This window comes from Pseudoalteromonas sp. KAN5 (assembly GCF_022846535.1).
Taxonomy (GTDB): Bacteria; Pseudomonadota; Gammaproteobacteria; order Enterobacterales; family Alteromonadaceae; genus Pseudoalteromonas; species Pseudoalteromonas haloplanktis.
The window spans coordinates 1,582,902-1,606,916 of record NZ_AP025589.1; the positions used below are offsets into that span (position 1 = coordinate 1,582,902).

The window sequence follows — 24,015 nt, forward strand, 5'->3', positions numbered from 1 at the left end:
AAATGCAAGAAAATATATACAAATTAAACGCCAACTTTAAAAACCTTTAAATTCATAAACTTAAAGTTTTAAAATTATTTGACAGCAGTGTTTACTGCAATGCTTTCATAAAAGCATGTAAAAGTTGCAGATGAGCTACATAATTAAACATTTCACTATTTTGCTTGTATTTTAAGCAAGGTATTTTTAATAAATAAGCACATGTACCCGACCTTATTTGATGGTAGAATTTGCATAATCTATGAAAAGCTAACTCTAATTTAAAGGTCTAGCCATGAAAGTAATTTCATTTAACATTAATGGGCTGCGAGCTCGCCTGCATCAACTACAAGCAATTATTGATAAACATCAGCCTGATATAATCGGTTTACAAGAAATAAAAGTACACGATGAAGCTTTTCCACTCGAAGATGTGCAAAAAATGGGTTACCACGTGTATTTTCATGGCCAAAAAGCCCATTATGGTGTAGCGATGTTATGCAAAAATGAACCTAAATCTGTGGTTAAAGGATTTGCAACAGACAGTGAAGAATCGCAAAAACGTATGATCAGTGTTACGGTCACTCAAGAAAACGGCCGTGATTTAACCGTAATGAATGGTTATTTCCCACAAGGTGATAACATCAGCCATGAGGTTAAATTTCCATATAAGCGCCAATTCTATCGCGATCTTATGACCCATTTAAACACCCATCACAATAGTGAAGAAGATGTGATTGTAATGGGTGATATTAATATCTCTCCAACCGATCTTGATATTGGCATTGGTGAGGTTAACCGTAAGCGCTGGTTAAAAACCGGTAAATGCTCATTTCAACCTGAAGAGCGTCAATGGCTTGCAACTTTGCTTGAATGGGGCTTTAAAGACACATTCCGCGAATTACACCCAGACACAATAGAGCAATATTCATGGTTTGATTATCGTTCAAAAGGTTTTGATGATAATCGTGGCCTGCGTATAGACGTTGTTTTAGCAACCCCAGCATTGGCTGCCCGCTGCAGCGATGCTGGCATTGATTATGAACTACGTGGTATCGAAAAACCATCAGATCATGCACCAATTTGGTCTACTTTTAGCTAAATAACATGCTTGAGCTAATAGAAGCGCCGATAATAAACAGCACTATTCAAGTAATGACTTGGCTTATTGTCGGCTGCATTTTTTTGCTCAGTATTAGTAAAAAACAATATCAACGGTTACTTGCAACACCAGCACGACAAACCGGTGTATTCGCGTGTGCCTTAGTATTTATACTGCTGTGGCGTATTAAAGCTGGTATCTTGCCGGGCCTTGAATTACACATACTTGGTGTGACCGCCATCACACTAATTTTAGGGTGGCGCTTTGCATTACTCAGCGCTACGCTTGCCAGCTTACTCTTAGCCGCCTTTAATCAAATTAGTATCACGCAGTTACCCGTGCATTTACTACTTAGCGCTTATTTGCCCATTTTAGTCAGCTATGGTCTTTTTATACTCTGTTACAGCCTCCTGCCACGACACTTTTTTATCTATATCTTTGTCTGTGCGTTTATTTGTGCTGCTTTAATTGCCTGTTTGAAGATTATTGCTGTGAGCGTATTTTATTATTTAACCGGTAGCTATAACTGGTTTGAATTAAGTGAAAATTACCTCTACTTATGTGCCATCATTTGGTTTCCTGAAGCCATGCTCAATGGGATGGCCATAACTTTATTGATCACCTATCGCCCACATTGGGTTAAAACTTTTTACGACAAGGATTACCTAGACTCATGAGTCTTGATTATCAATGCCCACTTTGCCAACAAACGCTTACATTACAGACTAATGTGCTCAAATGTAGTAACAACCATAGCTTTGATACGGCCAAAGAAGGCTATGTAAATTTATTGCCAGTACAACAAAAAAATTCCAAACACCCCGGCGACAACCTCGACATGGTGCAAGCACGACGCGCTTTTTTAGCAACTGGCCATTATCAGTTTTTACAAACAGCCATTGCTCAGCGCGTTGCTACGCACCGCCCGCAATATGTGATTGATTTAGGCTGCGGCGAGGGTTTTTATACACAAGCGATAGCCAATGCATGTGATGCAAAAGTATATGGGGTCGATATTTCAAAATCAGCCATTAAATTCGCCGCGAAGCGATACAAGCATTGTAATTTTAGTGTAGCGTCAATTAGTCAAGCACCGTTTAATGACGGTATGGCCGATGTATTAGTGAGTATTTTTGCACCATTATTTGATGCTGAATTAGCGCGCCTAGCAAAATCCGATGGAACACTAATTGTGGCAAGCCCAGGCCCATGGCATTTAAAAGAGTTGAAACACTATATCTACCGTGACGTTAACGCACATACAGCCATTAGTGTACCGGATGGATTTGAGCTAATAGAGCAAACATTGTTAGAGCAACAAATAAGCTTGCCATTTAATGATGTGAAGAACTTGATAACCATGACTCCCTTTGCGTGGAAGTTTCGCCCAGAGCATTGGCAACAGTTAGAGCAACAAGGTGAGCAAGTGGTCACCTTGTCATTTTATGTAAGCCAATTTACACGTCTTACAGATTCTCTTTAGTAAATGCGCGGTCCATTTTATCAAACATATCATTAAGTAAATGGGCCAATTCAGCGTATTTCGGTTTCTCTTTTGGGGTATGCCCTTGGTAACCGTTAGCAACCATCTTGCTGTGTAACTCTTTATACCAATGCTCCATTGCCGGCTCAAGCTGAGTGTCTGCGCGTTTACCTAACCATAAGAGGCCTTGTAATGGTAACGATAAAAAAAACAATGCAATGGCGATAGCTTGCGGTAAAAAACTGCTGCCTAAATAATTAATTTGCATAAATAAAGTGAGCATTGCCAAAATTGGCATAACAGTAATCGCCAGCTCTGTGGCTTTAATTACTCTAAACTCCGTGAAAATAGGCGCTAGCTCTTTACGCATCGGCCATTTTTTAGCGTATTCACGACCAGTTTGAACTTGTGACATCACACTTTTTTGCATCATGACTCCTAGGTGTCGCTGGTGTATTTATAAATGTTTGCCTAACGCAAGCGAGTATACCACATTGACGGCAACATTTCTGTGTAAAATCCCTTCCACCTTTCGTCCAAAACCTGTTTTTGATCATGGTTTAAACTTACCATAAATAAATTAATCAGGTAAAATAAACGCATATTAAGTTAACTAAACTTTAGTATAGCCATTGACTGTATCCGATACCAATTTATCGACCGCTAACACGCTAACTTTAGTCAATCTTGTTCGATAGTTAGTTATATAACAACTAAGCTTAATGTGCACTTACCAAATTGTTAAAAAATGGGATCCTGATATGTCTGCGCAACCTTCATCGCCTCACCACGTGCTTGTTCTTAATTGTGGAAGTTCAAGTTTAAAATTTGCTATTTTAGATGCCACCAGCTCTGAAGAAATCATTTCCGGCTTGGCTGAGCGCTTAGGATCGTCATCTCCATCAATTAAATACAAATACTTAGGCAAAAAACACCTCCTTGAATTGGCAGTAAATCAAGCACACAAAGAAGCAATCGACACACTGGTTAAACTCATTAATGAGTATAGTTTAGCGAATAACCTCATCGCAGTCGGTCATCGTGTAGTGCATGGTGGTGAGCACTTCACCAAGTCAATGCTGATTGATGATGCGGTTATTAAAGGCATTACCCAAGCAGCAACGCTTGCCCCATTACATGGTCACGCTAACTTACTCGGTATAGCTGCTGCACAAGCGTCATTCCAAGGCCTGCCACAAATCGCTGTTTTTGACACTGCATTCCATCAAACTATGGATAAAATTGCTTACTTATATGCTCTACCCTATAAGCTATACGCAGATTACGGGGTTAGACGCTACGGTTTTCATGGGACAAGCCATTATTACGTTGCAGGTCAAACAGCGGCACTGCTCAATCAACCAATAGAACACAGTAACTTTATCAGCGCCCACTTAGGTAATGGTTGTTCAGTGTGTGCGATTAAAAATGGTAAAAGTGTCGATACCAGTATGGGGTTAACGCCACTTGAAGGGTTAATGATGGGCACCCGCAGCGGTGATATTGATCCTGGCTTATTTAATTTTTTAACCACCCAACTAAATTATGATGCTCAACAAATTGACGATTTATTAAATAAACAAAGCGGCTTGCTAGGTATTAGCGAATTATCAAATGACTGCCGTACCATAGAAGAAGCGGCTGTAGCAGGCAATGAAAAAGCCATTTTAGCACTTGAGATGTTTTGTTATCGCTTAGCAAAGCAAGTGGCCGCATTTATGGTGCCACTACAACGCCTTGATGCTCTCATTTTTACCGGCGGTATTGGTGAAAACTCCGATATCATTCGTAACAAAGTGATTACGCAACTCGCCTTCCTCGGCCTTGATTGTGATAATAACGCAAATCTTGCCGCCCGCTTTGGCACACAAGGTGTGATAAGTTCTGATAACGCCTCAACAAAAGCGGTGGTAATGCCAACCAATGAAGAATGGGTAATTGCCCGTGATGCCGCAGCAATTGCACAGGAGCAGTAACAATGGCACGTCGAATTATGTTAGTTCCAATCTCAACTGGGGTTGGCTTAACCTCAGTATCGGTTGGTTTAGTACGCGCACTTGAGCAAAAAACCGTTAAAGTTAATTTTTTCAAGCCAATTGCACAGCCTCGCTCAGGGGAAACTGGGCCAGAAAAATCAACCCAAATAGTAACACAAGGATCAGCGATTACCCCTCCCACTCCTTTTGCCCTTGATTACGCAGAGCAAATGATTGGTGATGGTAAAGGCGATGACTTACTTGAAGAAATAGTCGAGCGCTTTGAAAACGCCATTGGCGATGATGTTGTTGCCATCATAGAAGGCATGGTGCCAACTCGCCGTCAACCTTATGCCGGGCGAGTAAACCGTGAAATCGCACAAACCCTTGGGGCTGATATTGTGTTTGTACTCACACCAGGGAATGACAGTAATGACCAAATTGAAGACAGATTAGAAATTGCGGCTGGCTATTATGGTAGTGTTGATCATGCTCGTGTGTTGGGCTGCATTTTTAATAAAGTCAATGCTCCGCTGGATGATGAAGGGAGAGCTCGTGCTGATTTGGTTGAATCACACAAACCTGATCAACTAGAAAACGAACTGAACCGTTTAGCATCATTACCCATATTTAGAAAACACCCCTTTATGTTACTAGGCTCAATCCCATGGGATTTTGAACTTGTAGCACCGCGAGTAAAAGATTTATGTGCTTATTTAAAAGCTGAAGTGATCAATGAAGGTGATATGGCGCACCGTCGTCTTCGCCGCGTTACTTTTTGTGCCAGAACCGTCTCTAATATCTTAAATCACTTTACGCCAGGCGCCTTGTTAGTCACCCCTGGCGACCGTTCAGATGTATTAGTAGCAGCCTGTTTATCAGCCATGAATGGTACTAAAATAGGTGCTATTTTATTAACCGGTGGTTATAAACCTGAACCGCGCATTATGACACTATGTGAACAGGCAATGGCCACAGGCTTACCTATACTCATTACTAATGAAGACACTTGGCGTACTTCATTTTTGCTACATAACTTTAATATGGAAGTACCGTGTGATGACATACAGCGTATTGATAAAGTTAAACATCATAATGCCAGCCATATTGATTCTGATTGGTTAGATTCCCTCGCTAAAAGTGTTGGAAAAACACGTAAAATGTCGCCACCTGCATTTCGCTATTTACTCACCGACAAAGCGCGTCAAGCCGCGAAAACCGTTGTGCTGCCTGAAGGGAACGAACCTCGCACTATTAAAGCCGCAGCTATTTGTGGCCAACGCGGTATAGCCAAGACCATTTTGTTAGGCGATCGAGAAGAAATAGAACGTATCGCAATGCAACAAGGTGTTGAGCTTAACGAAAATGTGACTATTATCGAACCACAAGATGTGATCAACGACTATGTTGCTCCCATGGTTGAAATTCGTAAAAACAAAGGGTTAACTGAAGTAGTAGCACTTGAGCAATTACAAGATAACGTGGTGCTGGGTACTATGATGTTAGCGCGCGGTAAAGTTGACGGTTTAGTCTCTGGTGCAGTTAACACCACCGCCAATACAATTCGCCCGCCGCTACAACTAATAAAAACAGCACCCGGTTCTTCATTAGTTTCATCCGTGTTCTTTATGCTTTTACCGGATCAAGTACTGGTATACGGCGACTGCGCAATTAACCCGGATCCAACAGCAGAGCAACTGGCTGATATTGCAATTCAATCAGCTGATTCGGCGACGGCATTTGGTATTGAGCCGCGCGTCGCTATGATAAGTTACAGTACCGGGACATCTGGCACTGGCGCGGATGTTGAGAAAGTCCGTCTAGCAACGAAGTTAGCACAACAAAAGCGCCCAGATCTGATCATCGATGGGCCGCTGCAATACGACGCCGCAATTATGGAAAATGTCGCTCTTAAAAAAGCACCCAACAGCCCCGTGGCCGGTAAGGCAACCGTGTTTATATTCCCAGATTTAAACACCGGTAACACGACTTACAAAGCCGTACAACGCAGTGCTGACTTGATCAGCATTGGCCCGATGCTGCAAGGTATGCGTAAACCTGTTAATGACTTAAGCCGAGGTGCGTTGGTGGACGATATTGTCTACACCATCGCCTTGACAGCCATTCAAGCTGCGCAAGTACAAGGCAACTAACACTTAAAATAAAGTGATCAAATGCTGATCACTTTAGTCCTGCTGTTAATCTAACCCTATTAAAAATAGTTAATAGAATAAGTAACTTATTTATCTTATACCTCACTACTCCCAATGTTATCCACAGAAATTGTGGACAACATTGGCCTTTTATTTCCCTCTGATAATCTATACTATTGATCAATATACGCTGATGGAAAGCTTTACAATAACAAAGGGTCTACAATGTCAAAGCAAACATTAAAGCTACATAATACAACCTTTACCATTCATACCCTTGAAGTGGATGCAGTGATCCCTGCAGAATTATTCAAACAGCCAATGTTTGTGATCGCTAAAACCCAAGATGAATTATCAATTGTATGCCCTTGCCAATTTGCCATTGACAGCCTTGATGCTGAGCATGATTGGTGTGCGTTAGAAGTCATTGGCCCACTGGGTTTTTCGTTAACGGGGATCATGGCTAATATTTCTGGGGTGTTAGCTAAAGCGCATATCTCTATCTTTGCAATTTCGACCTACGACACCGATTATGTTTTGGTAAAGCAACAACGTATTAATGATGCAATAAAAGCATTAAAAAAAGATGGTTATCAGCTACTTAATGACAGTAAGTTGGCATAATGAACACCCCAGATATTAGCTACTTACCGCAACGACAATTAACACCGAACAGTATTACAATTTGTAGTCCCTTTAGTGGAAAGGTCATGCCATTAAGTGAACATCCAGACCCATTTTTTAGCTACGGTACACTCGGCCCAGGGATTATGGTTGCTTTGAGTAACCATAAAATTCTAGCGCCCTTTGATGGTACATTAGTGCAAGTAAAAAACGCCGGCACTGAATTTATCCTCCAAGCGAATAATGGCTTAAAAATACTGCTAAATTTACACCTAGATCCTCAGCAACATATTAAACACACGCATATTGCGCAGCTTAATGGCACTAGAGTAACAAAAGGACAGCGGCTTGCTTATTTTGACCTCAGAGATCTAAATAGCCCATTGCTAGCTTGCCTAATTTTACTCAACGGCCACCAGCTCACACCCATGCATTATTCTCTATCTCATGTAAGCGCTGGAATAGACATTCTTTTAACTATAACCAAGAAGTAATTAATATGACCACTCTTTACGGCATCAGTAACTGCGACACAATAAAAAAAGCCAAAAAATACTTAACCGATAACGCCATTGATTATACTTTTCATGATTATCGTAAAGACGGCGTAAACTTGGCCATGCTTAGCGAGTTTGCCAATCACCTCGATTGGCAAGATTTAGTGAATAAGCGCGGCACAACTTATCGCCAATTATCAGATGAGCAAAAACAAAACCTTGATAAAGACTCTGCACTTGCAATTTTGCTAGAGCAGCCAGCGATGATCAAACGCCCCGTATTAATTCACAACGGTACTTACCACCTCGGCTTTAAAGTCGCTCAATACGATGAGATTTTTGTATTATGATGCATCCCGTCATCGAACTTGCGCAAGCGTTGATCCAACGTCGCTCGGTCACACCAGAAGATGCTGATTGCCAGGCAATGATGAATGAGCGTTTACAGGTGCTTGGCTTTAATATTGAATCACTGTTTTTTACAGACACGCTAAATACCTGGGCCCGAAAAGGTAATAGCTCCCCGCATTTTTGCTTTGCAGGACACACCGACGTAGTGCCCACGGGACCTGAAAAAAACTGGCAACACCCGCCATTTTCTGGTCTGCTTGCCGATGGTATGTTACATGGTCGCGGTGCTGCTGATATGAAAGGCTCTTTAGCTGCGATGATTGTTGCAACCGAGCGTTTTGTTGCAAAACATCCCGATCACAAAGGCTCTATCTCGTTTTTGATCACCTCTGATGAAGAGGGTCCTTTTATCAATGGTACAACCCGAGTGATAGATACCCTAGAGGCACGTGGTGAAAAAATTGATATGTGTTTAGTTGGTGAGCCGTCATCGCGAAATGTGCTCGGTGACGTGGTTAAAAATGGTCGCCGAGGCTCCTTAACTGGCTTTTTAACCGTTAAAGGAATTCAAGGTCATGTTGCCTATCCACAGCTTGCTAAAAACCCAGTCCACTTGGCCGCCCCACTACTCACACAGCTAAGTCAAACTGTATGGGATAACGGCAATGAGTTTTTCCCTGCAACGAGCTTTCAGATCTCAAACATCAATGGTGGCACCGGTGCAGGTAATGTGATCCCAGGCGAGCTTGAAGTACAATTTAACTTTCGTTTTAGTACAGAAGTCACCTATCAACAATTACAACAGCGCGTTGTTGATATGCTGGCTGACTATGATTTTGAGTATGAGCTTAATTGGATTGTTAACGGTCAGCCCTTTATAACCGAAGGCGGCCCACTGATCGATGCTACCGTTTCAGCAATAAAAGCTGTCACTGGTTTAGATACCGCACTTGAAACCACTGGCGGCACGTCAGATGGGCGTTTTATAGCACAAACCGGTGCTAAGGTGATTGAACTCGGACCACGTAACGACACCATCCATAAAGTTAACGAATGTGTGAGCAGTGACGATCTCATTGCGCTTGCTGATATTTACGAACGTATTTTAGAGCAGCTGTTAACATGAGCCAAAATACATTCACAACAGCACAATTAGCTGAGTGTGCCTGTGGTATGAGTGAACTGCAGCTTGTGGAGTATCAAGGGTATAAGCTGCATAAAGAAATTATTGATGACTTTATACGGTTACAAAATGCCGCGCGTGATGCAGGGTTTACATTAACCATCGCATCTAGCTTTAGGAGTTTTGAACGCCAAGCGCTGATCTGGAATGCTAAGTTTACAGGCCAACGTCCAGTGCTAAATAAACAACAGCAGCGCGTTGATTTAACGAGTATGTCAGAGATTGAAAAATGCCATGCAATTATGCTTTATTCTGCACTGCCAGGCACCAGTCGGCATCACTTTGGGACTGATCTGGATATTTTTGACAGTGCAGCTGTAGCAACAGACTATCAATTGCAATTAGAGCCCAGTGAATACACAGACACGGGGCCTTTTGCAGCAATGACCAAGTGGCTTGATATCCATTTAGAAGAATATGGGTTTTATCGCCCCTATCAACAAGATTTAGGTGGTGTTGCACCAGAGCCTTGGCATATTAGTCATATACAGCAAGCGCAGCAGTTACTGCAATACCAAAGTATTGCAGTCTTGGCGAACATTATCAAACGCAGTGAAATAGCAGGAAAAACAACTATTTTGGCTCATTTGCCGCAGCTTTATCAACGCTATGTGTTGAACGTGAGTGCACCGGCTGTTTAGCCAACATAAACACGAGTACAGCGCCAAGGATCACGGCGCTGGCGATGACAAACTGAATCGTAAGTTCTTCCGCTAAAAATAGCATTCCCGCTAATGCCGCAATCACCGGTACGCACAGTTGCACCACCGCAGCCTGACTACTTTTTAATAATGGCATAGCAACATACCAAATACTGTAACCAATTCCTGATGCTAACGCACCGGAGGCACACGCCAGCGCAATCCCTTGCCAACTGAGCCCTGCTAAGTGGCTAAAGCCGATAATAAATAATACAGGTAACGCGCATAAACTACGTGCAAAATTAAAAGTTGTCGTTCTTAGCGGTGAAATACATACCTTACCGCGAATACTATAGATACCCCAAGCAATGCCACTTAGCATCATTAATAACGCTGGGAGCAGTGAAGGAATAGCCGCCGAAGGTAACATCAGATACACAAAACCAATAACAGCGATAACAAATGCACACCATTGTACAACACTTAGTCTCTCTTTATTGTAAATCCCCCAACCAATCATAGTTAACTGCACTGCAGAAAATAATATAAGCGCCCCAGTGCCAGTATCAAGCTCTACATATGCAATTGAAAAGCTGAGCGCGTATATCAGTAAACAAGCACTGCTGCGCCAACTTCCACGGTCTGCCTTATGCTGTAGAATATCATCACCATTAGTGGACTTATTAAATTTTGGCTTTGCTTGTATAAGAACGATAAAGCCTAAACACAGTGCACCGCTGAGTAATCGTAATGCAGTAAAATTCCAAGCATCTATGTAGTTTTGAACTAATGCCATACGACATAAAAGAGAGTTTGCAGCAAATGCCAGCAAGGCAAGAACTGTATAAAGTGTTGCTTTCAAAGTGTTCCTTAGTGAATACCGTTATGGCACATTTCAGCGCGTAAAATTTATTATTTCGTTGTTGTCACCAGCCAACCACGTTCGAGCCATTGATTTATCAAACTGATAAGAAAACCAGCAATTTTCTCACTGGGCATATCATTTATACAGGATTGACATAATTGCGCAAAGTTTACCTGCTGTTTCAGTAAAGTCAGTGTTCGGTATTCGGGTAAAGCAACATTAACAAACTGGGTACGTCGCTCAGGATCTCTTGCCACAACCCAGTACCGAGTAGTTTCACAATAAGGCTCTGGCGGTGTTTGTTTATCTTTTAGTGCTTGCCACGACTCTACCGCACGACTATTGAAGTGCATCAGTTGCACACTTGGATGTAAAACCAATTGCAAGGTTGGCCATTGCTCAGTGGTGAATTTTTCAAGCTCATCTATGCTGAGCAAGGGTTGCTCTTGTGCATCAAATGCTGTTAGTAAGCACCGTTCAAAATAGGCGATATCAGCTAAAATCGGGTGCGCATTAAACGGCGCATTATTACGTAAATAATGCGGTAACTCATCAGCAAAAAAGCGCAATGACGTATAATTTGATGGGTATTTAACAAGATATTCTGCAACCATTTTATCAAATAATTGATCACCTAAATAAATACCTAGCTGGGCATGATCTTGTTCAATGGCTGCACGTAGTCGCAGTTTGTATGCATTTTGATAAATAGCTAAACGTTGGCTTAGTGATAATTGCCCATCCGAGACTATATGGCTCGCCAAATGATTGTCTTGCCCTTGCAGCATAGCCATAAATTGCTGCTGTAAGCTTGCTAGGTCACTCACTATTTACTCCCAACTGCCAAATTGGTGCCACTAGCTGACGAGCATGTTCAAGCTCTGCCATTAAATCTTGCAGCGAACCAAGGTTATCATCGCGTTCAATCATGGTACTGACTGGATCAAGCTGCTTGGCATAATTTTCAAACAAATCCCACACTGCACTCGACACATCTTCATCATGAGTATCAATTATATGACTACCAAAATCTTGATGACCTGCAAGATGAATTTGTGCAATTGCCTCTGTAGGAATAGCATTTAAGAAGGTCATCGCATCAAACTGATGATTACGGGCACTAACATAAACATTGTTAACATCCATCAAAAATCGGCAACCCGTTCTATTGTGCAGTGCTGCTAAAAAATCCCACTCACTCATTTGTGAGTCTTTATAGGTAAGATAACTTGAGACATTTTCAAAAATCATCTCGCGACCAAGAAATTCTTGTACATGATGTATACGCGATGCTAAATGCTCAAGTGCCTCGTTAGTGTATGGCATCGGCAGTAAATCATGGCTATTAAAATCACCCACTTGACTAAAGCATAAGTGGTCCGAGACCCACTGTGGCTCAACTCGTGCTATGGTGCTTTTTAGTGCTTGTAAATAGTCGAAATTAAGTGCGCCTGTACTGCCAATTGACATAGACACGCCATGCATAACTACTGGATAATCGGCACGTATTTTATTTAAGTAATACCAAGGCTTACCGCCCGCAACAAAATAATTTTCAGAGATGATTTCAAACCAGTCAACCGCGGGCTTATCCGTGATAATTTGTTCAAAATGCGAAGCTCTGAGACCTAAACCAAAACCTAGAAATTGCGTTTGCATCGTCACCCTCTTTAACGCTAGGTGGCAAAGCCACCTAGAACATGACTTTATGAATCTACAGAGCCACCTATATCAGCACAAGACTTTGCTGGCATAGCAACAAAACCCGTACCTTTGCAAGAGGCATGACCTGCACAGGCATTTTCAGCCGTTTTACAATCATTGTGGCCGCCACAAATATTGACATCGTTACAGTGTACTAAATCTGCTTTCGCAATTGAGCCAACCCATTTATCCTTCACGGCCCCACCAACATCAGCACACGCTTTAGCAGGCATAGCAACAAACCCTGTGCCTTTACATGATGCATGACCCGCACAAGCATTTTCAGCCGTTTTACAATCATTATGACCACCACATACATTAACATCATAACAATGCACTAAATCCGTTGTTGCTGCCCCAGTATTAGCCGCGGCTACGGACGATGTTTCAGCTTCAGTGCTATTGCAGCCAACTAAACCTGCAACCATTACCGCCATTGCTGCCCCAGTAAATTTCTTCATAATTGTATTCCTCTGATTATGTAATTATAGGTACTACATACAGCAAGACCGCATACCGCCGGGATCTATTTCAACTTGGTTTCATAAATATAAGTTTGCAGCTACGATTTTTTACATTGTTTATCATCGCCCTTAAATCAGATTATGCTAATCTGTATTAACGGTGATAAAAGGAGTGCCATGTGCAACGTAGTGTTATTTTTGGTTTTTGTGCTATTTTAGGTGGCTGCAGTACCATCGGGTTGGGTGATCTATTTACCGATTACGCCAGTCAAATGACGCCTGTACGCCAAGCCATTAATAGCAATGACCTAGCTCAAGCCCAGCAACTATTGCCAACTAACGGGCCATCCCACAGTAACTATTTGCTTAATCAATTAGAGCAGGCTCGTTTAAATAACTTGAGTAATCAATATGATACCGCACAGCCATACTACGAAGCTGTCTATCAACAAATGGAAATTAAGCGCCAAGCTGCAAAAGTACAACTCAGTGCTGGGCTTGAACAAAGCAACGCACTGTTAACCAATGACTCTGTCATCGCGTATACACCTGCCCCATACGAAATGAGTATGTTGCACAGCTACAAAGCGCTTGGTTATGTTTTTAAAAATGATGTTGAAGGTGCGTTAGTTGAAGTTCGCCGCGCTAATAAAGTACAAACTGATGTGTTAACGGCGAACCAAGATGATATTGATGCCAGTGTTAAAGAAGCGCAAAAGCATTACCCCAGTATGGATGATGTAATTAAAAACGTAAAAAATGGCTACCAAAATGCCTTTACGTTTTATCTCTCAGGTTTGCTCTATCAAAGCAATAAACAGTTCGATGATGCCTATATTGATTATAAGAAGGCGTTAGAAATCAACCCTGACAATGCATATTTACAGCAAGATGTATTATACCTAGCTAAAAAACAAGGTTTTGATCAAGATTTTGTGGAGTATAAAAAACGCTTTGGTGAGCCAACTAAGCAGGCCGACAACAGCGGTGATGTTGTGGTGTTAATCGAACAAGGTTTGGTACCAGAAAAAGATGAATTTGTTTTGCGTTTGCCGATTTATACATCTGGCGGTGATGCGCGTTTTTACAGCTTAGCAATGCCTGTATATAAAGATAACGCCTTTGTTCCGGCGATCAATGAAATACGTATCGCGGCACACGTTTTACCGCTCAGTCCTTTAGTGCGCCTTGAAGCATTAGCGGCAAAGACCCTCGAGGAGCAAACACCGGCTCGGGTTTCTCGGCAAATTTTGCGTTTAGTCGCAAAAGAAAAAGTACGTGCGGAATTGGCACGCAGTGGTGGCGATGTCGGCAATATTCTTGCGAATATTTACAACCTAGCCTCAGAGCAAGCTGATACTCGCAGTTGGTTGACATTGCCTAATCAAATAAGTGTCGCACGTACCCAACTTTCAGCGGGCGACCATGTATTAACATTTGGCGCTCATAACAGCATAAACTTTACCGTTAGTAAGCAAGGGTTAACCTTGATTTATCTAACCTCTATTAACAACTATTTTAATTCTCACGTAGTGCAACTTTAGGAGCTACCATGAAATATTTAGTGCCATTATTAGCGGTGTGTCTACTGGCAGCTTGTAGTAGTAGGCCAACCACCTCAGGTATTGGTGTTGAACAAGCTTCAGCACAATATCAACAACAGTTAAAAGTAGATAACCCTGATCTGGCTAAAAAACTGGCCATTACAGATGTAAAAACTCGTCAAACTAATCAGTTAACCGATGTCGTGGTGACACTGTCTAGCCAATATAAAAAGTCGCAATATTTGCAGTACCAATTTACTTGGTACGACGCTGATGGGTTTGTGATCAAAGGCAATCACTCGCCTTGGCAAGCACTGACTTTATTTGGCTTTGCCAATATGCAACTACCGGGTCTTGCCCCCACATCCGATGCAGTCACATTTTCATTAGCTGTTCGCGAAGTATCGACCGAAGCACAAGAATTTAAAAAGTAAAGGACACCACTATGAATACTGTAAACATAACGAAAAAACCTACATTAAAAGCACTCTCTGGTTTTGTTTTACTTGGCTTAAGCGCTCTCGCACTTAGTGGCTGTGCGAATAAAGCTGTGGTCAGCTATGGTGATGCACAAGCCGTTGAAACGACTGATATTAACTTTGGTTCAACCGACTTACAAAAAGTCGCCACACAAATGACCGACTCACTGCTGGCATCTCCTGTAGTGGGCACTATGACAGCAAATACACGCCCAGTAGTATTTGTTGAGCGAATTAAAAACAAAACCAGTGAGCACATTGATACTGAATCAATCACTGATTCAATTTCAACTCAACTACTTCGCAGTGGCAAGTTTCGCTTTGTTGATATGGGTCGTGTAGAAGCGGTAAGAGAGCAACTTAACTTTCAAAATGTAGATGCATTAGTTGACCCTTCAACGGCAGTAGCTTTTGGTCAGCAAGTCGGCGCGCAATATATGCTGTATGGCAACTTATCAAGCATCGTTAAGTCAAACGAAGATAAAGCCGATGTCTACTATAAATTTACAATGCGCTTAATGGATTTAAAAAGTGGCTTAGTAGAATGGGCTGACGAAACTGAAATTCGTAAAACCCGTGAGAAATCAACCTTTGGCTGGTAATTCAGCTTAGGAGGTAAATGATGAATAAATTAATAATGGGGCTGTGTACAGCCCTTATCATCAGCAGTCCAAGCTTTGCGGCATACGAACGCAATAAAGCTGTGCCTGTACAGCAAGTCCTGTTTGGTAATGTGCAATCAGTGCGTAACATTACTGAACAAGAGCTCGTGCAAGACAAAAATAGTGGTTGGAAAACCTTTGGTGGTGCCTTACTTGGTGGTGTGATCGGTAATCAATTTGGCGGCGGTAGCGGTCGCACGGCAGCAACAATTTTAGGCTCTGTAATTGGTGGCAGCGTTGCACATAACCGCCAACAAGGCAGTCATTATAACCAATATCATTTGGTTGAATTGATGATCAAAGTTGAAAACGGTGAACAATTTATGGTGGTGCAAGACAAAGACAGTCAAATGACTTTTAACACCGGTGACAGCGTACGCTTAGTGTATTTATCAGATAATACCGTCCGCGTTGATAAAGCCTACTGATAGCAACAAATTAGTTACATTAAAAAAGCGAGTCATCATTAAATGATGAACTCGCTTTTTCTTTTTTCAGATCCCAGAATCACTGGCTTAGCTTTGTCGATAATGATTAAAAAAGCGCTGCATCTTACCCATCGCGGTGGTTAAATCATCTTTATTTGGTAAAAACACCAACCTAAAATGATCTGGGGTTGGCCAGTTAAATGCCCTACCATGCACTAATAATATTTTTTCCGCTTTGAGTAAATCAAGAATCATTTTTTCATCATTTTTGATATTAAAACGTTCTGTATCTACTTTAGCAAATGCATACAAAGCTCCTTTGGGTTTGGTACAAGAAATCCCCTCAATCGCATTCAAACCACGCCATGCAATATCGCGCTGCTCATACAGGCGCCCTCCAGGATTGATTAAATCATCAATTGATTGCACACCACCTAATGCTTGCTGAATAGCGTATTGCGCTGGCACATTAGCACATAAACGCATTGATGCTAAAATATCTAAACCTTTGCGTAAATCATCCATCATCGCCGTTCGGCCACTGAGCACCATCCAGCCCATACGTAACCCAGCTGCGCGATAAGTTTTAGCTAAACCATTAAATGTAATGATTGGTACATCATCGCATAATGCGCCTATTGAGCTGTGTGTGATACCGTCATATAAAATCTTCTCGTAAATCTCATCACTTAATAACAACAACTTATGTTCTCTCGCAATATCTATAAGCTGCTGTAATAAGGCATTATCGTATACTGCACCCGTTGGATTATTTGGGTTGATCAACACCAAGGCTTTAGTTTTTGAGGTGATTTTACTACGAATATCAGCAATATCAGGGAACCAGTCTTGTTCTTCATCACATAAATAATGAACAGGATTACCCCCTGCCAATTTAACTGACGCAGTCCATAACGGGTAATCAGGTGCTGGGATCAACACTTCATCATCATTATTAAGTAACGCCTGGGTCGTCATTTGAATTAATTCACTGACGCCGTTGCCAATATAAATATTATCGACGTCTAAATTATATAAACCGCGTTGTTGATAGTGCTGATAAATAGCCACACGGGCTGAGTAGAGGCCTTTCGAGTCACAATAGCCTTGGGCCGAATAAAGGTTACGAATAATATCACGATGCATATCTTCTGGCATATCAAAGCCAAATGCCGCGGGATTACCAATATTCAATTTTAAAACTTTTTGGCCTTCATCTTCCATTTTGCGTGCCTGTACTAATACGGGCCCACGAATGTCATAACAAACGCCTTGTAATTTATGACTCTTTTTAATTTCTGACATTTTTACCTCTACTAGTGGAACAACTAGATTACCCTAGCAAAGGGGCCAAATACTAGTGTATTTATGGCCTTAAAACTGAAATAAATTCACGTCTGAGTATCTAACGACTTTGCAACCAATCAGTTAACTTAGCTTTTGAACCTGCAACTTGACTATCGAGTAATTGTGATGCCTCAATTGCCTGCGCTAAGTTATTACTGTTTAAGCTTTGCTCTATTTCCCTTGCCACATCAGATAAACTACTGGCGCCAAATTGCGCCGCGTTTGACTTCAAACTGTGCGCATGGCGACTGGCAACTTGAATATCATTATGGATAGTGGCTAATACTTCTGAGCCTAAACGTTCAAATTCAGCGCAACAAAATACCAATGTATCGCTAAATTGCTCTCCTAATAACGATTCCATACTTTCCAATGCATTTTCATCAATGATGATCGTATTCATTTTTTATCCTTTTTTTACTCATGCAGCACTACATCAGTAACCTATGTTAATTCTATACTTTATCGTTGTCTCGAAAAAAAACCAACTAATAGTCTCATTCCGCGTATAATTAAATGGTTTTTCAATTATTGACGATTAAATAGATTATTTTATGTCTCGTACGCTGTGTGAACACTGTAAATTTAGCTTATCAACGTGTCTTTGTGAAGATTTGTCCGTGCTTGATAATAAACTTAAAATTATTATTTTACAGGACCCTAACGAAATAAAAGTCAGTAAAAACACCGCACGCTTACTCACATTGTGCCTTAGTCAATGTGAGCTCATTATCGGTGAAACACAGGCTGATTTCAGCCTATTAGAAGCATTACCTGTCGCATCAACAGCACTGCTCTACCCAGATCAAGATGCCGTGTTATTAGATGATGCTGGTATAGCAACAAAAACATTCGCCGAGCAATTGAGTCATTTAATTGTACTGGATGGTACATGGAAAAAAGCATTTAAAATAATGCAGTTAACACCTTCATTAAACAACTTTAAAAAAGTCAGTTTTGCCACCATTCCAAAAAATCGCTACCGTATCCGTAAAGCGCCTCGTGCAGATAGTTTGTCTACCTTAGAAGCCGTAGCGCATAGCTTGATGTTAATTGAAAATGCCAATACAACGGGCTTATATCAAGCATTGGATGCGCTTAATAATAAACAAACTCAGTTTATGCCTGAACATGTTAAAGCGCGTTATCAAGCAAAATGACGGTTAGAAGTCGCTTAAAGCGCGGATTTTATCGCCACGGCCCTGATTATCGCTTTGATGACCAAGTTGATTTTAACGATATTCGCGATACATTTGGTTTTCGTACTATGGTGGTAGGTAAGTGGGTTAATAAAGAAGAGCGGTTTATTAGTGCTAATCTGATCTATGATGCGCTGGCTGATTTAGCACAGATTTTGCAACTCCCTCCCAGCGCGATTGGCCTTCGAGGAAAACTAAACTTTGCATTTGGTCACGGTGGGCAACAAAACGTCCAAGCGCATTATAATAGCCGCACACGTACTCTAGCTCTGGCAAAAAATGCCGGTGGTGGTGCCCTCGCCCACGAATGGTTTCATGCTTTTGACCATCATATTGCAGGTCTGGTTTTTCCAGAACACCCTAAGAGCTATTTTGCATCCAAGTTATGGCTTGAGCATACTCTAGTGCCATCTCATCCGCTTAACTTAGCGTTAAATCAATTTTACCAAGGCGTATTTTTAGAACCAAGCGGTAAAAATGCCAACCACTATGTTCAACAATGTATTGCATATGATAAACATCATGGCCAATATTATATGAGTATGCCTGAAGAGTTAGCTGCACGTTGTTTTGAAGCCTGTATAGCCCATAACGAGCAAATCATTAATCATTTTTTAGTATCAGATATCAGTGGATCAGGCCTTATTTATCCTGACAGTGACACGTTAATAACCTGTAATAAAGCACTTAATAATTATTTTTCTCAATTAGGTCAGTTACTGTTTGCCCATCGCTTGTAACTAACGGCGTGGTTTCAAGGTGTTGCTCAAGCCACAGCATATATGCATCAAACGCTAAAGGCCGTGAAAAATAATAGCCTTGGCCAATTTCACAACCGTAACTTTGCAATTTAACCATACTTTGACTGTCTTCAATTCCTTCAGCAACCACATAAGAGCCCAATGATTTAGCTATATCGCACGTTGCCCGACAAATAGTTTGGTCGTTCTTTGAATACTCAATGTTCATCACAAACTGCTTATCTATTTTTATTTCATCAAAGCCCATTTTGCTTAGATATGCCAACGATGAATAACCTGTACCAAAATCATCAATGGCTATTTTAACCCCAATTAAGCGATAATCATTGAGTGCATTCTTTATGTCTACACCTTCAAAAAGCGTCGCTGACTCAGTCAGCTCTAACATGATGTTATTGGCATTGAGCTTAAACTCATCTAACAGAGTAATAAATAACACTGGTAAATCTTTACGCAGCAAATCTTTAGCAGAGATATTGATTGAAACAATATGCTCCGGTAATAATGCGGTGATTTGTTTTTGATAGAGCAAGGCTTGGGTAATAACCCATTCGGTTAGATCTGAGATCATCCCCGCCGATTCAGCTATCGGAATAAATAAATCTGGCGGCACATGCCCCAATTGTGGATGAGCCCAACGCAATAAAGCTTCACCGCCATGTATTTTTCCTGTATTTAAGTCAACCTGCGGTTGAAAAAACAAGCTAAGTTGATCGCATTCAATCGCTTCTTTTAAGGCTGATGCAATGGCTATACGGCGCTGCGAAAGAGTCACATTTTCGATATTAAACATGTGCCAACGCTCGCCATGCAATGGCTTCGCAGCCAATGCTTGTAAGCCACGCTGGATCAGTTGCGAAGAGGTACTTGCATGTAATGGGTAGTTTGCTACGCCTATATCAACTTTATCAATTAAATGAAGCCGTTTATGAGTAATGCCATCTGCAAATACACTGTTGATCACACATACTAACTGCTCAATTTGGCTTAACTCTAATTTCCCTATTATCACCACTGCATAGGTACTGTCATCAAGCCTTACAATGCAATCTAACCCTTGTTTATTGGTCTCAACACACAATACGTTCATTGAAGCTAACTGCTGTGCTAACTTACCCATAGTCACTTTTATATGCTCATTGACATGCTCATAACCAAAATTAGCCCGCGCATTCAATAATACTGCAGGCCTAAATAGCAATATGGAATGAGCAGTAGCAAGTTTTACTAATCCATCAAGGCGTTTTATAAGCAACCGTTTATTCGGTAATTTTGTTTCGTCGTCGTGACTGAGGCTAAAAGTGTATTGTTTAACCCGTTTACGTTCATGGTTTAGCAACATCACCACAAACAACAACGCATTTATGACAATCAACAACTCGTTAAATGGGTATAACGGTGATCCTGCCACTAACGAAGCTTGCCAACACAATGTTTGTAAAATAACAGCACTCGCGACTATTAAAAATTCATACGACGCTGCTTGCTTAGTATGGGTACGCCAATAAAAAAATAAATAACTTAGTAATACCAACATACAGCCCAAACTTAAAGTTACCACAATAAAATGGACGGATTGCTTCATAAAGCAGCTTAATATTGCCGTAACACATAATAAACTAACATACGCTAATAACTTATATTGCCGTGGTTTTATAATATTGCGTGACTGCAAGTAATGGATAAAACACCCAACAACCACCGCAAGTGAAATTACTTGAAGTGACAACTGCAGCTTCGCATACCAAATAGATAAAAGTGCACCACTAAAATAATTGAATGCCCCTTGTGCGATTAAAAACTCAATTAATACACAGCCAAGATAAACAAGTAAATAAATTGATTTAGCTTGCTGTGACAAAATATAAACGATGCTAGAGATTATAATGCATAGCAGTAATAAGCCCGTAATTATTATAAAATCTCGCAGCCTACTGTTTACCACCGCGATAAATTGTTGGTCAGAAGCAAAGCCAATATTGATCCAACCATCATCATTGTGGCGGGCAAAGATCACCCCCCAATGCGCACTATCCGTGTTAAATACACTGTGCGGCAGCACTTTATTAATTAGACGGTGAGTATCATTATTTACAGCCGCAAGCTGATCAAAGTTATCATCTAACGTGTAAAACTCAACGTGTGATAAATGAGCATTATCAGCATATATAACAGCTAACTTTGATTGCACCTGTTTCGATAAATCAATAATAAACCAATAGTCTTGCTTAGCTTTTATTCTAACGTGGGCTAAATCTGATTTCGTTTGGGTCGCTATTGCATTTTGTAGTAAAGGTTTTACCGTTGTAAAAGAAGCATTCGCTGGCACAATCCAGCCAGTAACTGTGGGATCACTTGCAGCGTTCACACACGATGAGGCTGCAATACTCAAAAGTACTAGCAAAAAATTGATGAACACTGTTCGTGCGAATGTACTTACTTGAACCACTGTCACTCCATGTGCTTTGAACATACCTAGCTAATTAGCTTCAAGTTTTCGAACATCATTAACATTAAAAACAAAGCAGTGATTACAACGTCATGCGCGATATTACGTTTATGAAACATTGAATTATCTACTTTAATATTATTTAGCTATGCGTATTACAAAAAGGTAACTAAAGTATGGAAGTATTAAGTGAAATTGCCAGTAATTAGCACAATGGATATTGTTTTTTAAGCAGTACCAAGGCTTACACTGCGGTAAGCCCCTATTTTAGAACTGTATTTTAATTAATTGCTATCGTCACTGATACGACTGGCAACCGCACTGGTTTGATCTTTATACTTCGCATCTTTACGCGTGTTGTACGGGTTTTCAGCAGGCCCTGACATCGTTTCAAAACTCATAGCACCAATTTTCATCATCGGTCGCAGTGCAAGAGGCAACTTACCTGAATTATAGAATTCTAATACAATATTTCCTGACCAGCCTGGATCAATCCGATGTGCGGTAACATGTACCATCAACCCCAATCGGGCCAATGACGAGCGACCATCAAGCCAACCAACTATATCAGCAGGTAAGGTCACTTTTTCATGAGTCACTGCCAGTGCAAGTTCACCTGGATGTAAAAAGAACGCATCGCCCTCCTTTAGTACAATTTCATCGCTCATTATCGATTCCATCGCTTTATTAAGCTGATCCTTTGGACCGCTTAAATCAACATATGCAGCAGTATGATCTTGAAATACACGAAACTTATTACCTAAGCGTAAATCTACCGTTACTCCAGAGATCATCTCATCCGTTGGACTTGGCTCAATAATAATACGTTGTTGGGCAATATATTCTTTAATGTGGGTATCTGATAATCTCATTAGTTAATCATCCGTAATCACAATCTCAACTGAGTCATGATGGGGTTGTTGATAGTAAAGCGTACTGGCAATTAAACGCGCAGCATCTGCATACGTTTTACTCACAGCAGCTTGGTTATCCATTGCTATTAATTTGCCCTGCTCTGAGTATTCACGAATATCAATTGCCAGTGGAATTTTCGACAATACAGGCACACCGTGACGTTGAGCTAATTTAATTGCACCATCCTTACCAAATACATGATTTGGTTCACCACAGTGCGAGCATAAAAAGTGGCTCATATTTTCAATCATACCTAACACTGGCACATTGACTTTATTAAACATGGCAATGCCTTTTTGTGCATCTGCCAATGCTAAATCTTGTGGAGTGGTCACAATAACGGCACCACTGGCTGGCACTTTTTGGCTCATTGTTAATTGAATATCACCGGTGCCTGGTGGCATATCCACAATCAGATAATCAAGTTCCCCCCATGCCGTTTCGTTAAGTAACTGATTAACCGCCCCCGAGGCCATTGGCCCACGCCATACAGTAGCATCGTCACTGGGGACTAAAAAACCAATTGATTGTGCTTTAATGCCATTAGCATCGAATGGGAGTAATTGTTTATCATCTTGTGCCGTTGGCGCAGCGCCACTTAAGCCCAGTAACATCGGAATAGACGGACCATAAATATCCGCATCTAGAATCCCAACTTTAGCACCTTCAGCATTAAGCGCGCCCGCCAAATTCACAGCTGTCGTTGATTTACCTACCCCACCTTTGCCAGATGCAACCAGTACAATATGTTTTATAGATTTAAATTTACATGCCTTAGGCAGCTCAACATGGGCGTTGATCACCACGGTTTGCTTTAGCTTTTGACTGACAAATTCAGCCACTTTTGGCATTTCAGACAGAGCAGCAAATGGCAGCGTTAAATTGAGCAATACTGAGTGATCACTTTGCAGTTCAATACCATTGATAAATTTTTCATCAACGCCAACTGCAAAAGCAGCACTGCGATACCCTGCTAAAGCAGCAATGATCGGTTGTTTTTGCACCGATTTAGAAGAGAATAGTTTCGACAGTCCAAACATAGCAATAAAATAGTGTTTCTTTGATGAAAATTGCTTCGGAATTATGTAACATTCAGGGCATTAACACCAGTCAATTAATGAAAATCGGCTAACCACTAAGGTGTTTCCTTTAGGTTTGCTGATAATATTATGATTTTCATCCGTTCCCTCACCGGAACCGTCAATTCGG

26 protein-coding genes are annotated in these 24,015 nt (G+C 41.1%); 16 read left to right on the forward strand and 10 right to left on the reverse strand.

From position 1 onward, the window contains the following. The first annotated feature begins 274 nt into the window (after window positions 1–274). The 3 genes from xthA to rlmA are packed head-to-tail and all read left to right on the forward strand — an operon-like array spanning window position 275 to window position 2,564. On the forward strand, window positions 275–1,081 hold the full coding sequence (gene xthA, locus KAN5_RS06935) for an exodeoxyribonuclease III (protein ID WP_016709315.1): 807 nt from the start codon (window positions 275–277) through the stop codon (window positions 1,079–1,081). A gap of 5 nt (window positions 1,082–1,086) precedes the next feature. Then, a complete protein-coding gene (locus KAN5_RS06940; RefSeq protein WP_244390807.1) occupies window positions 1,087–1,758 on the forward strand; it encodes an energy-coupling factor ABC transporter permease in 672 nt (223 codons plus the stop codon). Beyond that, on the forward strand, window positions 1,755–2,564 hold the full coding sequence (rlmA, locus tag KAN5_RS06945) for a 23S rRNA (guanine(745)-N(1))-methyltransferase (protein ID WP_016709313.1): 810 nt from the start codon (window positions 1,755–1,757) through the stop codon (window positions 2,562–2,564). The genes KAN5_RS06940 and rlmA overlap by 4 nt, the downstream gene beginning before the upstream one ends. Here the strand turns inward: rlmA and yfbV are convergent. Next, on the reverse strand, window positions 2,548–2,994 hold the full coding sequence (gene yfbV, locus KAN5_RS06950; RefSeq protein WP_016709312.1) for a terminus macrodomain insulation protein YfbV: 447 nt from the start codon (window positions 2,992–2,994) through the stop codon (window positions 2,548–2,550). The genes rlmA and yfbV overlap by 17 nt on opposite strands. Before the next feature lie 331 nt (window positions 2,995–3,325). Between yfbV and KAN5_RS06955 the strand changes: the two genes are divergently transcribed. The 7 genes from KAN5_RS06955 (at window position 3,326) to KAN5_RS06985 (ending at window position 9,989) form a co-directional block, all read left to right on the forward strand. After that, entirely contained in the window at window positions 3,326–4,540 is a 1,215-nt protein-coding gene (locus KAN5_RS06955) for an acetate kinase (protein ID WP_016709311.1), read from the forward strand. Window positions 4,541–4,542: 2 nt separating this feature from the next. Further along, window positions 4,543–6,693: a phosphate acetyltransferase gene (gene pta / locus KAN5_RS06960; protein ID WP_016709310.1), complete on the forward strand. Its 2,151-nt coding sequence runs from the start codon at window positions 4,543–4,545 to the stop codon at window positions 6,691–6,693. Between the two features lie 225 nt (window positions 6,694–6,918). Further along, the gene (locus KAN5_RS06965; RefSeq protein ID WP_016709309.1) at window positions 6,919–7,317 is read left to right on the forward strand and encodes an ACT domain-containing protein; all 399 of its coding nucleotides are present in this window, start codon (window positions 6,919–6,921) and stop codon (window positions 7,315–7,317) included. Beyond that, complete coding sequence (locus KAN5_RS06970; RefSeq protein ID WP_138555826.1) at window positions 7,317–7,811, forward strand: PTS glucose transporter subunit IIA; 495 nt, start codon at window positions 7,317–7,319, stop codon at window positions 7,809–7,811. Before KAN5_RS06965 ends, KAN5_RS06970 begins: the two co-directional genes overlap by 1 nt. Before the next feature lie 5 nt (window positions 7,812–7,816). After that, window positions 7,817–8,164, forward strand: coding sequence for an ArsC family reductase (locus KAN5_RS06975; protein ID WP_244390808.1), 348 nt, complete (start codon window positions 7,817–7,819; stop codon window positions 8,162–8,164). Next, a complete protein-coding gene (gene dapE, locus KAN5_RS06980; protein WP_016709306.1) occupies window positions 8,161–9,291 on the forward strand; it encodes a succinyl-diaminopimelate desuccinylase in 1,131 nt (376 codons plus the stop codon). Before KAN5_RS06975 ends, dapE begins: the two co-directional genes overlap by 4 nt. Next, a complete protein-coding gene (locus KAN5_RS06985) occupies window positions 9,288–9,989 on the forward strand; it encodes a M15 family metallopeptidase (RefSeq protein ID WP_016709305.1) in 702 nt (233 codons plus the stop codon). The genes dapE and KAN5_RS06985 overlap by 4 nt, the downstream gene beginning before the upstream one ends. Here KAN5_RS06985 and KAN5_RS06990 read toward each other — a convergent pair. Genes KAN5_RS06990 through KAN5_RS07005 form a run of 4 tightly spaced genes read right to left on the reverse strand, consistent with a single transcriptional unit; the run spans window position 9,922 to window position 13,019 of the window. Continuing rightward, entirely contained in the window at window positions 9,922–10,851 is a 930-nt protein-coding gene (locus KAN5_RS06990) for a DMT family transporter (RefSeq protein WP_138555824.1), read from the reverse strand. The genes KAN5_RS06985 and KAN5_RS06990 overlap by 68 nt on opposite strands. Window positions 10,852–10,901: 50 nt before the next feature. Then, window positions 10,902–11,681 carry a DNA-binding domain-containing protein gene (locus tag KAN5_RS06995; RefSeq protein WP_244390809.1) on the reverse strand — a complete coding sequence of 260 codons (780 nt, stop codon included), beginning with the start codon at window positions 11,679–11,681 and terminating at the stop codon, window positions 10,902–10,904. Continuing rightward, window positions 11,674–12,513 carry a DUF692 domain-containing protein gene (locus tag KAN5_RS07000; RefSeq protein WP_244390810.1) on the reverse strand — a complete coding sequence of 280 codons (840 nt, stop codon included), beginning with the start codon at window positions 12,511–12,513 and terminating at the stop codon, window positions 11,674–11,676. The genes KAN5_RS06995 and KAN5_RS07000 overlap by 8 nt, the downstream gene beginning before the upstream one ends. Before the next feature lie 47 nt (window positions 12,514–12,560). Next, entirely contained in the window at window positions 12,561–13,019 is a 459-nt protein-coding gene (locus KAN5_RS07005; RefSeq protein WP_016709301.1) for a hypothetical protein, read from the reverse strand. A 182-nt stretch (window positions 13,020–13,201) separates the two neighbouring features. Here KAN5_RS07005 and KAN5_RS07010 point away from each other — a divergent pair, with 182 nt between their 5' ends. From KAN5_RS07010 to KAN5_RS07025, 4 genes are read left to right on the forward strand one after another with little or no spacing between them, the layout of a single operon-like run. Continuing rightward, window positions 13,202–14,566 carry an adenine DNA methylase gene (locus KAN5_RS07010; RefSeq protein ID WP_244390811.1) on the forward strand — a complete coding sequence of 455 codons (1,365 nt, stop codon included), beginning with the start codon at window positions 13,202–13,204 and terminating at the stop codon, window positions 14,564–14,566. 8 nt (window positions 14,567–14,574) lie between these two features. Continuing rightward, window positions 14,575–15,000: a YcfL family protein gene (locus KAN5_RS07015; protein ID WP_016709299.1), complete on the forward strand. Its 426-nt coding sequence runs from the start codon at window positions 14,575–14,577 to the stop codon at window positions 14,998–15,000. Between the two features lie 11 nt (window positions 15,001–15,011). Further along, complete coding sequence (gene lpoB, locus KAN5_RS07020) at window positions 15,012–15,647, forward strand: penicillin-binding protein activator LpoB (protein WP_138555536.1); 636 nt, start codon at window positions 15,012–15,014, stop codon at window positions 15,645–15,647. A 20-nt stretch (window positions 15,648–15,667) separates the two neighbouring features. Next, window positions 15,668–16,135: a glycine zipper 2TM domain-containing protein gene (locus tag KAN5_RS07025; RefSeq protein ID WP_016709297.1), complete on the forward strand. Its 468-nt coding sequence runs from the start codon at window positions 15,668–15,670 to the stop codon at window positions 16,133–16,135. Between the two features lie 87 nt (window positions 16,136–16,222). Here the strand turns inward: KAN5_RS07025 and KAN5_RS07030 are convergent, their stop codons facing one another. Further along, window positions 16,223–17,440, reverse strand: a complete 1,218-nt coding sequence (locus tag KAN5_RS07030; RefSeq protein WP_016709296.1) for a pyridoxal phosphate-dependent aminotransferase — start codon at window positions 17,438–17,440, stop codon at window positions 16,223–16,225. Window positions 17,441–17,540: 100 nt separating this feature from the next. After that, window positions 17,541–17,885 (reverse strand): Hpt domain-containing protein, encoded by a 345-nt coding sequence (locus tag KAN5_RS07035; protein ID WP_016709295.1) that lies wholly within the window; start codon window positions 17,883–17,885, stop codon window positions 17,541–17,543. A 151-nt stretch (window positions 17,886–18,036) separates the two neighbouring features. Between KAN5_RS07035 and KAN5_RS07040 the strand changes: the two genes are divergently transcribed. After that, complete coding sequence (locus tag KAN5_RS07040) at window positions 18,037–18,642, forward strand: tRNA-uridine aminocarboxypropyltransferase (protein WP_016709294.1); 606 nt, start codon at window positions 18,037–18,039, stop codon at window positions 18,640–18,642. After that, window positions 18,639–19,421 (forward strand): CLCA_X family protein, encoded by a 783-nt coding sequence (locus KAN5_RS07045; protein WP_016709293.1) that lies wholly within the window; start codon window positions 18,639–18,641, stop codon window positions 19,419–19,421. The genes KAN5_RS07040 and KAN5_RS07045 overlap by 4 nt, the downstream gene beginning before the upstream one ends. Here the strand turns inward: KAN5_RS07045 and KAN5_RS07050 are convergent. From KAN5_RS07050 to apbC, 3 genes are all read right to left on the reverse strand, one after another. Further along, window positions 19,369–21,915, reverse strand: a complete 2,547-nt coding sequence (locus KAN5_RS07050; RefSeq protein ID WP_244390812.1) for an EAL domain-containing protein — start codon at window positions 21,913–21,915, stop codon at window positions 19,369–19,371. The two genes, KAN5_RS07045 and KAN5_RS07050, sit on opposite strands and share 53 nt — an antisense overlap. 260 nt (window positions 21,916–22,175) lie before the next feature. Then, window positions 22,176–22,763 (reverse strand): dCTP deaminase, encoded by a 588-nt coding sequence (dcd, locus tag KAN5_RS07055; RefSeq protein ID WP_016709291.1) that lies wholly within the window; start codon window positions 22,761–22,763, stop codon window positions 22,176–22,178. 3 nt (window positions 22,764–22,766) lie between these two features. Further along, window positions 22,767–23,846 carry an iron-sulfur cluster carrier protein ApbC gene (gene apbC, locus KAN5_RS07060; RefSeq protein WP_016709290.1) on the reverse strand — a complete coding sequence of 360 codons (1,080 nt, stop codon included), beginning with the start codon at window positions 23,844–23,846 and terminating at the stop codon, window positions 22,767–22,769. Between the last annotated feature and the right edge of the window lie 169 nt (window positions 23,847–24,015).